Source organism: Halobacteriovoraceae bacterium, from assembly GCA_020635115.1.
In the GTDB taxonomy this organism is placed as follows: Bacteria; Bdellovibrionota; Bacteriovoracia; order Bacteriovoracales; family Bacteriovoracaceae; genus JACKAK01.
The window spans coordinates 196640-209124 of sequence record JACKAK010000006.1; the positions used below are offsets into that span (position 1 = coordinate 196640).

Here is a 12485-nt window from a genome sequence, read left to right on the forward strand (position 1 = left end):
CAGAGGGCAATCATGTCGAAAACAAGATTTTTGATAATTTTAATCACTCTACTCACTTCCTGTGCTCATAGGCCAATCCACTTAAAATCGGATCCTAAAATTAAACCCACAAAAGGGGTCAGTCCTAAGGTCATATCAAACAAACCTAAAAAATGGGGTACAAATCTTGAAGGAATATTAACGAATATTAAAACTAAAAGAAAAATCATGGCCCTTACATTTGATGCTTGCGATAATTTTGCAGGTACTGATTATGAATTAATAAACTATTTAATTGAAAATAAAATTAGGGCGACATTATTTGTGAGTTATAAATGGATAAAGCATAACAGAGAACTTTTAAAAAAAATTTCAGCTCTCAATTTTTTTCAGATTGAAAACCACGGTTTCACTCATAGGCCATTATCAGTTAATGGAGCAAGTGCATATGGTATAAGGGGTACAAATTCATACCTAGAAGTAAAAAATGAAGTTCTAGAAAATTCAAGACAAATTGCAAGTATCACTGGAATAAATCCTCAACTGTTCAGATCAGGAACTGCTCATTATGATGAAATGAGTATAAAAATTTTAAAAGATATGAAAGTAAAACCCATAGGTTTTAGCATTAATGGTGATGGAGGGGGTAAATACAGTGGAGATCAACTTTATTCAGCACTCACAAGTAACCCACGACCTGGAGATATTGTCATAATGCATATGAATAAACCATCGGCCTCTAGATTAAAGGGATTTAAGAGTGCAATTGAAAAATTAAAAAGTGAAAAATTTGAGTTTGTTCTTTTAAGAAATTTAAGCACTCCTAAATTTAATAATAACTAATCACCTAGAGCGAAATCATCATGCCCTGGAATACTTTCAGGTTTTGGCTCAATTAAGTTCACTCCTAAATGTAAAACTCTGGTGCCTGCATCACAATTGGGATTAATATTTTTGCCGATCACAACACCATTTTTATTGGCAAGAATTTCTTCTCTAATCTGACCAAAAACATCATAAACAATGGCTATACGTTGTCCTTTTTGTACCTTATCTGCCAAAGAAGGATGAACATCAACAATTCCACCTTTTTTAGAATAGATCCAGTATGAATTATCACAAATGATTGCATCAGTGACCATGTCTTTTACTTCTCCCTCGATCATACCATAGTGTCTCATGGTGTTGAGAATACCTTCGAGGGTTTCATCAATAAGAGAATGTTGAAAGGCACTTGGATTACCAATTTCGATCGTAATAGAGGGAATACCATTTTCATTGGCCCACCCTCTTAATGTACCTTCTACATCAAATTTTTTAACGATAATTTGTGGATTTTGTAAATAGGCCAATGTTCTTGTTACCTCATTATCAAGGTCAGCTCGGATATATAAGCTATTAACTCTTCCATGACTGGCAGTATGTAAATCCAATAAATAATCAAATTTTTTAACAATTTTTGATGTGAAATAATGAGCATAAAGGTTACTTGTTATTCCATCAGGTTTACCTGGCATAATTCTATTTAAATCAACAGAATCAGAAAAGTATCTACTTTTCATCAAATAGCCAGGAATGTTACTTATGGGGACTAGAATGAGGGATCCTTTAAGTTTCTTTGGATCTATTTCTTCAATAAGTTTGAAAATGGTGGAGATCCCATTTAGTTCATTTCCATGTAAAGCAGCAGTAATTCCAAATATAGGACCCTCTTCAACCCCTTTAACAACGACTAAGGGTACTTTCCATGGGACTCCAAGAGAATTATCTGTTAGCTGAACATAAATCCTATGAACTTCTCCTGGTTCAAGTTCAGAAATTTCAAGGTCATCTTTGGTTTTAATTAATACAATATCATTACTCATTTTCTATACCATAATCTCTCTTATCAGAGCTTCATCGTTATCAAGAGATTTGAACAACTTCATTTTAAAAAGACCTTTAGAATTTATCAGATTTTGTGCCATTTTATCAATCGCGATTATTGTTAAAGTTGTTTGAATATAGGCCTCGATTAAATCATCAATACCAATCCCAAGTGAGTTAAAATCTTTTCTATCCATAAGTAATAAACGTGATGTTTCAGAATCCCACTGATTCTCACCTAGTTTAACGGATAGATTTGTACCAAGAATATCCCAACTATTTCCTTTAATTTCTGATTCAAGGGGTGATCTCGCACGGCGGGCATATAAAGCGCAAGGTAAAAATCCATTTTTTGACGAGCAAACCATGACTCTTAAATCTGAAATATATATATTCCCTTTTTTATTTGGAACAGTTCCAACATGAAAGAACTTTCCATGCTTACTAGTTGAACTCCAATCATAGTGACCAATTAAACTCTGAACGATGAACTGGTCGTAACTATAATCATTTTCCATAAATTTTTTAAGTTCTTTTTCATTTGTGATTGTCCATACTCCTTGCCCAGCATTAGAGTAAGGATTTTTGATGACGGCCTTGCCTCCAAAGCGTTGAACCCAAAGAGGAATTTCTACCTTTGAGACATCTTTTATCGTTTCTGGCATATTTATTTGCAGGCCAGAACCTCCAACTTCTGAGTTAAAAAGTTCATAGGCCTTATTTGCAAGCAATTTATTTCTACCTCCAGATAAACAAACAAGAGTTGAATTACAAATGAAGGTCTTTGTTACGGGTGGAATTCTATTCCACGGTTTTTGAGTGACATATCGGATTGCGGCCCTGATAGGAATTTCTTTTTTATTTTGGAGTGTTACTATCATTATTCCATTTTCAAATTTTATATTTTTCTTTTTATCATTATCAAAGAGTGGAACAAGATAAACGTCTTCTTTTGTGATATCGGCCAGAGTTTGAGCATATCCGGAAGTTTCCATGTAGTTTTTATCGTAAACAACAGCAAGTGCGCCTTTAGGTAGTTTTTTTCTTTTTAGTGCAGGAAGAAAAGCATTTTCAACTAAATAGAGATATCCACGATGTTCATCATAATCACTTCGTGGTGGCATTGATTTTTGCCCGGATGGACACGAGTTTGTTTCTAGAACGACCATTCTTCGATTGCCTGTTTCTGTGGTCACATAAAACAAATCAGCTCCACCCCAAAAAAAGTGTTTAGGTTGATAAGAAAGAATATCTATTAAAGTAGATTCATTCACTTGAGGATTTAAGTGTAAGTATCTTTTGATAATTCTATCTTTATTTAAATTAAAGAAGTGGTTTACGATTGGATGCAATTGAGAGTTCAATGCTTTAGGGTAAAAGTGATTGTCCTGCTCAAAATTATTGGGTTTAATGATTTCGATTTCTTTTTTCATGTGTCCATGATACTGCAAATTTTGTAAAAAGAGTTCAATAAATACTCAACGCATTGCATTGATTCAAATTTAGATTTTCTGTACAAAAATAATTTATTTTAAATATTTTGGTACCAACGATTTTAGCAACAATCTCATAAACTATATGATTATATATTTTAAAATTCAAAATTGAGTTGATTTGAATATCACTTATAATCGTAATATATTAGGCCTATTATTAGACGTTAATTGGATTTTAGAATTGTATTTAAAGCAACAGGGGGTCATTAATTATGTCTGGGTTCTTTGATAATGTTGTAAAGTTGTTTGAAAGTTTACCATATTTAAAAACAGTCATTTTATCTCTTCTACTTTTAATTTTTGCAACAATTATAAAAAAACTTTTAGTATTAAACATTGCAAAAAAAAATATTAACCGACCTGAGAAAATATTTTTGCAAAAAAAAATCTCACAATATACGAACTATTTATTTCTTATTTTTCTTTTTATTCTATGGTTTTCTCAACTTCAAGTTGTATTTGTCTCTTTTGTTGCGGTAGCTGCCGCTGTTGTTGTTGCAACCAAAGAAATTATTATGTGTGCTATGGGTGGAATTTACCTAAGACAAAATAATCTTTTTAAAGAAGGTCATCGTATTGAAATAGATAACATAAGAGGTTTTGTTGTTGAAAGACTTTTTCTGACAACCAAGGTACTTGAGATTGGCCCAGAAAAATATTCACAACAAACTACTGGTGATGTTGTATCAATCCCGAATAGTATTTTTTTGAGTAAATCTTTAAAAAATGAATCTTATTTTAAAGGATACTCAATAAAATCATTTCAGTTCAAACTTAACATCAATGAAAATATTGACGAATTTGAAGTGCAGTTATTACAAATCTCAAATGAAATTTGTGCTTCATATATTGAAAATGCAACTCGAAGTATTAGTAATTTTTGTGAAAAAGAAGGTATTCTCATACCTTCATTAAGCCCTAGAACGAAGATTGTTTTTGAAAATGATGATAAAACTGATAATAAAGTTATAGTTTTATTGAAAATTCCTGTAAAAAACACTCAAATTGCTGATATTGAGCAATCCTTAAATCGCTTAGTTTTATCATGGAAAAAAATGCATAGTGGAAACATTTCACGATCTTAAAATGATTTACGAATGAAAATAGTTAGTTTAATACCATTCAACTTGAAACTACACTCTAATGAAATAATCTTAGTCTTAGGAGTTTCCTATTGGGTAACTAAAATACTTAAGCAATTAATTTTGAAATTCAAATTGAAATATATTGAAAATTATTTTTTCAAATAGGAGATAAAAGTGATACTAGGAATACTTTCTAGAGAACCTGGGAATTACAGCACGAAACGCTTGGTAAAGGCCGCTAGGGCCAGGGGACATAAGGTCAAAGTTCTAAATACAACCAAGTTTGCATTAGATCTCGAAGAAGAAAATCCAGATCTTTATTACAAACAAAAACTACTAAGTCACTGTGATGCTATTTTGCCAAGAATAGGATCCTCGATTACCTATTTTGGTACCGCAGTTGTAAGACAATTTCAACAGATGGGAGTCTACACTCCTAACTCTGCAGATGGGATCCTAAATTCAAGAGACAAATTAAAGAGTTTTCAAATACTAAGTAAGCATAAAATAGGGATACCTTCTACAGTCTATGTAAAAGATAAAAAAGATATAATTCCTGCACTTGAAAGAGTTGGAGGGGCACCGGTCATCATTAAATTACTAGAGGGTACTCAAGGTATAGGTGTACTTCTTGCTCATTCACTTGAATCGGCAACATCAATAATTGAACTTCTCCAAAGTCAAAAGCAAAATATCCTTATTCAAAAATTTGTGGCAGAAAGTAAAGGAAGAGATATTAGGGCCATCGTAGTGGGTGATCAGGTTGTTGCTGCGATGAGAAGAGTTGCCCAAGGGCAAGAATTTAGAAGTAATGTGCACCGAGGTGGATTAACTGAAAAAGTAGAATTAGACAATTCTTACAAAGAAATTGCCATTAGGGCCGCAAAACTCATGGGCCTTGGTATCGCCGGTGTTGATATGCTGGAAGGAAAAAACGGTCCTCAAATTATGGAAATAAATTCTTCTCCAGGGCTAGAAGGAATAGAGGGTTGTACTCAGATTGATGTCGCAGGTGCATTTATAGATTACATTGCAGCAAATGTTGATTATCCAGATATTGATCTCAATGAAAAACTTACTGTAAGTAAAGGCCATGGAATAGCTGAAATTGTCATACATAAAAATTCTGAATATGTGGGAAAAACGATTAGTGAATCAGGATTGAGAGATAAAGATATTAATCCCTTATCGCTTCATAGAAATGGAAAAGTATTTACAAATCCGAAAGCTGAAAGAGTATTAGAGCCAGAAGATAAGATTTTGTGTTACGGAAAAATAGAAGTTATGAAAGAACTCATTCCAGAAAAAACGAGACGAAGACGTAGACCTCGTCCTAAAAAACTTAGAAAAGATGAAATCGAAGAGTTTAAAGAAAGTATGTCACATAAAGAATAAGAAGAAATTAATATTTATCCATCATTTTATAAATTTAGTTCATCTTCAAAGTATCTAGTGCTCTTAATACGTTCGAATATTTTTCTGAAGTAAATCGATAATGGAGTTTTTCGATGATGCTAGAAATATTCGCATCTTGGTTTTCATTTTCTAAAATTTTATCACACAAGGCCTCTGCGACAATGAACACTATGGCCAAAGGTGAAATATTGTCTCCATAATATTTAGCAAATCCAATCCCATTTCTACTGCCGTGATGTTGTTTAATAATTGTATCCGCTCCAATCGGAGCTCTAGGATAGTCTTTCACTATTTTAGCGGCGAGCAAGGCATGTTTAGATATTCTTTCTTTGTCCTCTTTCGAAAAATGTGATTTTGAAAGTTCATCTTCATTGTGAATTTTTGCAAATTCATCTCGAGTGAGGGCAATATCATGAAAAAAAGAAATAAAGGCCATTTTATTTTTTTGCTCCTTTGTTCCCCACTCCATATTATCCAGAGCATGAAAACATAGAAATGTAGTAAGTTGAGAGTGCTTATAAAGATATGAAGATTGATTATTAATTAAGGCCGACAAAAGAGTTTTTAAGCTTGGCGCTTGATCAACAACGGTTCCAAGTGATTCAATTGCAGCGTTTGCCAGCTCTACAGTTTCTTGGTTGAATCCTTCGAGCTCAAGTCCAACTTTATCACGGATGAGATTTACAGTTGCTTCATTTGAACGTATTCGCAGACCTGTATCAAGATTTTTATTTCCAAGCTGTTCAACTATTGCGCTTGTTACTTCTGATACGAATTTTAGTCTATAGTCTTTAGACACATAAAAATTTTCAATCCCTAAATCAATTCTATTCTTTACATCCTCATGTTTTATCAACATACCGATATCAAATAATATATTGTAATCATCTCCAACTTTTTCAAAAATTTTGCAAAAACTTTTCTCCAGACAAGTAAAATAATTAATACTTATTGGATAAAAATCTGGAACAATTTGTTGGACCATTGTTTGAGCACTTACTCCAAGTATCGTCGCAGCTGTTTTTATAAGGGGTTTTACTTCTTTTGTTTGAGGGATAAATGTTGCTTTAATTTGAGTCTGAAATTTTTCACCGATAATTATTATGGGTGTCTCTTTTTTATTTTGTAGTAAATAAGTCTCAAGAATATTAATTGTTTCACGACTATCTGTCTGCTTTTGAGTAATAATCAGATCTAGTTTTGGCAACACTTTTAAGAGATCAATTGCTTCTTGAAAATTCTTTTTTCTTAAAACTTCACATCCAACATACATCTCTAAATTGAGAGAATAGAGATCTAAAGTTTTATCATCATCACCAATTAATAAAGTTAAACTCATGCAATTTCTCCAATATTTAATTGGTGCCTAAATAGTCCAAAATTAGCTAGTAGCTCATCAATTGTTACTTCTCCAAAAGAATGGACCCAATGTCCATCTTCTTTTGAGTCTTTTAAATCAACTTCTCCTAAACAGTTCGTCCCATGGAGTAATTGTCGTAGAGAGAGACCTTTATTTTGTGAATCTAAGTCATATTGCTTTATGGCCATATTCATAAAATTGGCACTTACTAAAAAATTGTCATGTATATAATTTTTTGAAAATGATTCAAGTCTTGCTACAGAGTTAGCGACTGTTCCAAATATATAATCACGTGAAACATTAAATGTATCGTGATTTATTTCAATTTTTCCTATACAACAATGTGCTGTGTGAAGACCCATTCCAAAAAGAAGTGGAGCAGTACTCAATTTTTTACTAACATCTGTGTTATATTTTTCTAAAGAGATGTTTAGAAATTGATAGATATCAAGTGCAATTTTCAAGCAAGTTATTGCATGTTGTTCATCCCAAAAGACACAAAGACATCCATCACCTGTATCATTAAATGCAAATTTAGAGGGTTCGGCCAGATTTGATAATGCATTTAGAATTTTAGAATTTAATTCTAACATAAAAGTGACATGCTTTCTAAGAATATCCTTTTCAGATAGTTTTTTTACTAATCCTGTTGAATTTCTAAGATCAAAAATGAATGACGATGCTTCACCCTCAAATGACAATATTTTTTCTTCTTTATCCAAAAAAACATCCTTTTTATTGTTACTCCTTTTTATTTTATAACAATATCTGATGAATTACTTATGGGCAGGAATATTTTTGATTTGACTTTTATGGTTGGTTAAATCACTTCTATTTTTGAATTTGATTTTACGAAAAAAATTATTAAAATTATTTTTAACTGGGATATTTTATGAAACTTTTTCCTTACCTTTTCTCTTTGTCTATTCTGATTTCATGCGGAGACTTTATAGATGAACTAAATACAAATAGAAAATTCATAGATAATGATGCTACTTTTGCTAGGAGCATAGGACAATCGTTAACAAGCTCAAAATTAATAACGACTAAAGATTTATCTCTTGTAAAAAAATTTTGTAATTCCCTAGAAGCAAAGGAATATCAAATCTCAACAATTAATGGAGCAAAACACTATTATAATCTTAAAACACAGTCATGCACAGATAGTGAACTTATAGATCAGGATAATTTTTGGGGGGAAATTGATTCGAACAATGGTACTGTACTATATAGCTCGGGAACTGCCCCAAGTGATGAAATTTTTTCAGATATTCTTTTTAGAAGTTCTCTCATGACTAAAGAACTTTGCAATAAAATTTCAGCGGGACTAAGAAATGATCAATTTACATTAGCAGACGATAATACGGTTTATTTTTTTATGACTGATGAAAATCCAAATGACGAATACATCCAGTTAACCGTCTCATTTGCTAGACCTAATCAATTCAATCCAAATAAAAAAGTTGTTTATAAAATTGGCGAATATACTATTAATTTAGTATCAACTTCTAAACTTGGGGTTCCTGGAATTGTGACAGAAAGAAAAGAGGCCACACAGTGTGGAGAAACAGATTCAAAATCTATAAAAGTTCAAAAGTTTATCGACTCAGACTTGTAGAGTTTTTTCCAAATTAACTTCAATTCCCTCTTCTGAAATTTCAAAAGTAAATTCTCCCTCTTTTTCTTTAGCAGTTTGAACAATTTCCTTGAGATCATCTGGTGTAATTTCAGGATCGAGTTCGAAATCACCGCATACTGCACAAATAAAATTCAATGCGAGTATATAATCCCTTTCAACTTTAAACTGATCACAAAAAAATGTAATGAGGGCCATCTGATCTTTTACGTTTTCATTTATATAAATATTCATTCCCACTTCAATCTCCAAGATAATAACAAATTGTTTTGTTCCAAAAAAATCAAATAAAAAAACAATTTCTAAGAACTTGTGATATCTATATCTAAAATTAGAATTTGTGAACAAATTTTAGTGAAGGATAAAAATGAAAGCAGAATTTTGGTTGAACAAATGGCAAAACAATGAAATAGGTTTTCATAACGAAAGCGTCAACCCGGCCCTTCTAAAACATTTTAATATTCTCCATATGAATACTGGAGATAAAATATTTGTACCATTATGTGGAAAAACTCTTGATATTAAGTGGTTTATTAACAAGGGCATAGAAGTTGTAGGAGTTGAATTATCTGAAGTGGCCATTGAGCAATTATTCAAAAATCTCGATATAAAACCCACAATAACAAATACGCAAGATTTTCAAAAATATCAGACAAATGGTCTTGAAATATGGGTAGGTGACTTTTTTAAGCTCACACAAGATCATCTTGGATTCATCAATAGTGTTTATGACCGAGCTGCTCTAGTTGCACTTCCTTTTGATATGAGGTCTAAATATGCAGCTCATCTAAGAAAAATTACTAATCATGCTCCGCAATTGCTAGTCACTCTTGAGTTTGATCAGGATAAGTCCCCTGGCCCCCCATTTTCTATAAGTGATAATGAATTAAAAGATCACTACCCCACAAAGGATTTTCACTTAGAATGTCTCGATTCAGTTCTCTCACCCAAGGGTCTTAAAGGAAAAGTAGATTGTAGTGAAAAGGTATGGTATGTTTGCCCATCATATTAATGTAACAGCTTTATTTTTCTCTTAACTGGCCAGAGAGGATATCAAGGGCCGCTTTACACATCAAAGTAAACAGTAGTGCACCAAAGGCCCAAATTCCTAAGCAAATGAAGAATTCATGAACAGATGGAGAGTATTCAACAATTGAACCTAGAGGAGAAGGTACAAACCCTGGAATAATTAATCCCATACCTTTTTCAATCCAAATACCAACGAAGCCAATGATGCATGTTGGAATTAATATTTTGTCGTTATTCGAATGTTTTGAACTGAGAAAAACATAAGTTGTCCAGATTCCGAAAATAATTGCCGCCCAAATATAGGGAACAAGTAGGTAGTTTCCATGAAGTCCGGTAAATAAATATTCGGCCGAAGCAACATGTGCAGTATCGGTATAGAATTCCTTAAATACTTCACAAAAGAGTAAGAAAAGGTTTATTGGAAAGGCAACACGTGCGATATTTTTTAAGAGTTCAAAAACGCTTTCTTTAACTTTGAGATGTGGATAGTACTTATTTACACAATAAAACACCAATATCAAAAGAGCAGGACCTCCAGCAAAAGCACTGATTAAAAATCTAGGTGCTAGAATTGCAGTGTTCCAAAAAGGACGCCCACCTAATCCACTATATAAGAAAGCGGTTACAGTATGAATACTAATGGCCCAAAAAATTGAAATAAACACAAACGGTTTGTAGTAGCTATCTTTGGGAGATTGGTTTTGATAATGTCTATAAAGCAAATAACCTGGAATATGTAGATTTAAGATTAAATAACCGTTTAGAACAATGACATCCCATGCGAGGATAGACTGTGGAAAATTCAATCTCCCAATAAACGGAATAACGTGTAAAAATCGATCAGGTCTCCCCATATCGACTAGAATGAAAAGTAGACACATTATAATTGCAGTTACGGCCATAATTTCCCCAAGGATAACGACTTCTTTAACTGCCTTAATTTTAAAAATGTACGCTGGAACAACTAAGAGTACCGCTGCAGCAGCAACACCAACTAAAAATGTGAAGTTAGCAATATAAGCTCCCCAACTTACTTCATCAGTCAAGTTCGTCACAGTTAAGCCTACTGAAAATTGATGAGAGTAGAAGCCAAGTCCAATTAAGGTTAACACGAAAAGAGAGCCTAGAAGTAAGTAATAGTTTTTAGTACCACTGAAGGCCGATAAAAGCATTCTTTTCCAAAAATCTAGATACTGTGCCATTTTATTCTCTTATTTTTTAGTCAAAGTAGTAAAAGAACTGAGGTAATGTATTTAACTCTTCTTTTAAAACAAAAACTTTTTTATGTTTAAAAATTTGTGCAACTTCACTGTTTTCATCTAAAATGTTTCCGAACTTTCTTGCTCCAGTAGGACATGCTTCTAAACAAGCTGGGTATTGTCCATTTCTAGATCTGTGGAGACAGAAAGTACATTTTTCCATCACTCCTTTTGGTCTTATCCTATTGCTTAAATAAGATTGCTGAGGATTAATTTTAGCTCTATCAATAGTTGGTTCTTTGAAATTAAAGTGTCTAGCTTCATATGGACAAGCGGCCTGACAATATCGACATCCTATACACCAGTCATAATCAACTACTACAATCCCATCTTTTTCTGTCCAAGTTGCTTCTACAGGACAAACTTTTGTACAAGGAGCATTTTCACAGTGATTACATTGGACTGGTAAATAATACTTTCCATCCTTAGGAACTGATTTACCCTCATAGAATAGAGATCCTTTTTCCGGATTCATACTCCCAATAGGCATCTCAAGTACACGAATATAACTTCCTATTTCTTTAGGAATGTTGTTTTCTTCCGCACATGCTGTCACACATAATCTGTTTCCATTGCATGTTGAAAGATTTAAACAGTAAGCATATTTAACACCATCAAGTGGTTGCGGATCATCTACATTGACATCAACCCCATAGTTTTGCTTAGTTTCTTTTTTAATTCTTTCAAAAACTTTCTTTTTCTGCTCAGGAGTCATTTCCTTATAGTGGCGTTGAAAAAATTTTTCAAAAGAAAATGCTGAGGCCGTCTTTACTGGAACAATTGTTGCTGCCGAAGCACCAAGAAAAGTCTTGATAAAGGAACGTCTTTTTATTTTTTTATCTAGGGTATCCAGAATTTTTTGCTCATTCATCAGTGATTTCCTCCATGAACGAAACCTTTCCTAGGATGGACAGGCCCAGGTACTGCCTGCATTTTTCGAAATTTTGGATGATGGGGCTCATGACAACTTGCACATGTGAATTTGTACTTATCTCCACTCCAACTTCCAATCGATTTTCCATGAATGCCAAGCTCCCAATCACGTTTTTTTGTACCATGACATTGAAAACATTGCTTATGTGACTCGTTGAAATTAATTTTTTCACCATTCAATAAAACCAACTGATTTCGATCAGACTTATCATGGCACTGAAAACAATTCTTTACAGAATCCATATGCTTAAACTCGAGCCTGTCATGAGGTTTTTGAAGAGGAAAATTCGCTTGAGAGTTATTAATATTGGAATGACAGTTCATACAGGGGAAGTTTTTAATCTTCAACCCACGATCTTCCAAAGTAATCTCAGCGAAAGAAACTACGCTAAGGAAAATCAAAAAGAGAAAAGAAGCTAACTTCAT

Annotated in this window: 13 protein-coding genes; 5 read left to right on the forward strand and 8 right to left on the reverse strand. The window is 33.0% G+C overall.

Annotation, left to right across the window (positions count from 1 at the left end):
* The first annotated feature begins 12 nt into the window (after positions 1–12).
* Entirely contained in the window at positions 13–822 is an 810-nt protein-coding gene (locus H6622_11030; GenBank protein MCB9062044.1) for a polysaccharide deacetylase family protein, read from the forward strand.
* Here H6622_11030 and H6622_11035 read toward each other — a convergent pair.
* Positions 819–1844, reverse strand: a complete 1026-nt coding sequence (locus H6622_11035) for a succinylglutamate desuccinylase/aspartoacylase family protein (GenBank protein ID MCB9062045.1) — start codon at positions 1842–1844, stop codon at positions 819–821. The genes H6622_11030 and H6622_11035 overlap by 4 nt on opposite strands.
* Positions 1845–1847: 3 nt before the next feature.
* Complete coding sequence (locus H6622_11040) at positions 1848–3278, reverse strand: hypothetical protein (protein MCB9062046.1); 1431 nt, start codon at positions 3276–3278, stop codon at positions 1848–1850.
* Between the two features lie 275 nt (positions 3279–3553).
* Between H6622_11040 and H6622_11045 the strand changes: the two genes are divergently transcribed.
* Together H6622_11045 and H6622_11050 are read left to right on the forward strand one after the other, a co-directional pair.
* Positions 3554–4426: a mechanosensitive ion channel gene (locus tag H6622_11045; GenBank protein ID MCB9062047.1), complete on the forward strand. Its 873-nt coding sequence runs from the start codon at positions 3554–3556 to the stop codon at positions 4424–4426.
* Positions 4427–4600: 174 nt separating this feature from the next.
* The gene (locus tag H6622_11050; protein MCB9062048.1) at positions 4601–5821 is read left to right on the forward strand and encodes a RimK family alpha-L-glutamate ligase; all 1221 of its coding nucleotides are present in this window, start codon (positions 4601–4603) and stop codon (positions 5819–5821) included.
* Between the two features lie 34 nt (positions 5822–5855).
* Here the strand turns inward: H6622_11050 and H6622_11055 are convergent, their stop codons facing one another.
* Positions 5856–7181 (reverse strand): hypothetical protein, encoded by a 1326-nt coding sequence (locus H6622_11055; protein MCB9062049.1) that lies wholly within the window; start codon positions 7179–7181, stop codon positions 5856–5858.
* Positions 7178–7924 (reverse strand): hypothetical protein, encoded by a 747-nt coding sequence (locus H6622_11060; protein ID MCB9062050.1) that lies wholly within the window; start codon positions 7922–7924, stop codon positions 7178–7180. The genes H6622_11055 and H6622_11060 overlap by 4 nt, the downstream gene beginning before the upstream one ends.
* A 170-nt stretch (positions 7925–8094) precedes the next feature.
* Between H6622_11060 and H6622_11065 the strand changes: the two genes are divergently transcribed.
* Positions 8095–8820 carry a hypothetical protein gene (locus H6622_11065; protein MCB9062051.1) on the forward strand — a complete coding sequence of 242 codons (726 nt, stop codon included), beginning with the start codon at positions 8095–8097 and terminating at the stop codon, positions 8818–8820.
* Here H6622_11065 and H6622_11070 read toward each other — a convergent pair.
* Positions 8809–9078, reverse strand: coding sequence for a hypothetical protein (locus H6622_11070; GenBank protein ID MCB9062052.1), 270 nt, complete (start codon positions 9076–9078; stop codon positions 8809–8811). The two genes, H6622_11065 and H6622_11070, sit on opposite strands and share 12 nt — an antisense overlap.
* A 127-nt stretch (positions 9079–9205) precedes the next feature.
* Between H6622_11070 and tmpT the strand changes: the two genes are divergently transcribed.
* On the forward strand, positions 9206–9850 hold the full coding sequence (gene tmpT / locus H6622_11075) for a thiopurine S-methyltransferase (GenBank protein ID MCB9062053.1): 645 nt from the start codon (positions 9206–9208) through the stop codon (positions 9848–9850).
* A 10-nt stretch (positions 9851–9860) separates the two neighbouring features.
* On the opposite strand, the gene nrfD is transcribed toward tmpT, so the two are convergent.
* Genes nrfD through H6622_11090 form a run of 3 tightly spaced genes read right to left on the reverse strand, consistent with a single transcriptional unit; the run spans position 9861 to position 12485 of the window.
* Positions 9861–11039 carry a polysulfide reductase NrfD gene (gene nrfD, locus H6622_11080; protein MCB9062054.1) on the reverse strand — a complete coding sequence of 393 codons (1179 nt, stop codon included), beginning with the start codon at positions 11037–11039 and terminating at the stop codon, positions 9861–9863.
* A 46-nt stretch (positions 11040–11085) separates the two neighbouring features.
* The gene (locus H6622_11085; GenBank protein ID MCB9062055.1) at positions 11086–11997 is read right to left on the reverse strand and encodes a 4Fe-4S dicluster domain-containing protein; all 912 of its coding nucleotides are present in this window, start codon (positions 11995–11997) and stop codon (positions 11086–11088) included.
* A complete protein-coding gene (locus H6622_11090) occupies positions 11997–12485 on the reverse strand; it encodes a hypothetical protein (protein ID MCB9062056.1) in 489 nt (162 codons plus the stop codon). The genes H6622_11085 and H6622_11090 overlap by 1 nt, the downstream gene beginning before the upstream one ends.

What these genes read in the sequence shown, in the direction of transcription:
- H6622_11030 (MCB9062044.1), top strand. Translation starts at nt 13, where the DNA reads ATGTCGAAAACAAGATTTTTGATAATTTTAATCACTCTACTCACTTCC.
- H6622_11035 (MCB9062045.1), bottom strand. Translation starts at nt 1,844, where the DNA reads ATGAGTAATGATATTGTATTAATTAAAACCAAAGATGACCTTGAAATT.
- H6622_11040 (MCB9062046.1), bottom strand. Translation starts at nt 3,278, where the DNA reads ATGAAAAAAGAAATCGAAATCATTAAACCCAATAATTTTGAGCAGGAC.
- H6622_11045 (MCB9062047.1), top strand. Translation starts at nt 3,554, where the DNA reads ATGTCTGGGTTCTTTGATAATGTTGTAAAGTTGTTTGAAAGTTTACCA.
- H6622_11055 (MCB9062049.1), bottom strand. Translation starts at nt 7,181, where the DNA reads ATGAGTTTAACTTTATTAATTGGTGATGATGATAAAACTTTAGATCTC.
- H6622_11065 (MCB9062051.1), top strand. Translation starts at nt 8,095, where the DNA reads ATGAAACTTTTTCCTTACCTTTTCTCTTTGTCTATTCTGATTTCATGC.
- tmpT (MCB9062053.1), top strand. Translation starts at nt 9,206, where the DNA reads ATGAAAGCAGAATTTTGGTTGAACAAATGGCAAAACAATGAAATAGGT.
- nrfD (MCB9062054.1), bottom strand. Translation starts at nt 11,039, where the DNA reads ATGCTTTTATCGGCCTTCAGTGGTACTAAAAACTATTACTTACTTCTA.
- H6622_11085 (MCB9062055.1), bottom strand. Translation starts at nt 11,997, where the DNA reads ATGAATGAGCAAAAAATTCTGGATACCCTAGATAAAAAAATAAAAAGA.
- H6622_11090 (MCB9062056.1), bottom strand. Translation starts at nt 12,485, where the DNA reads ATGAAGTTAGCTTCTTTTCTCTTTTTGATTTTCCTTAGCGTAGTTTCT.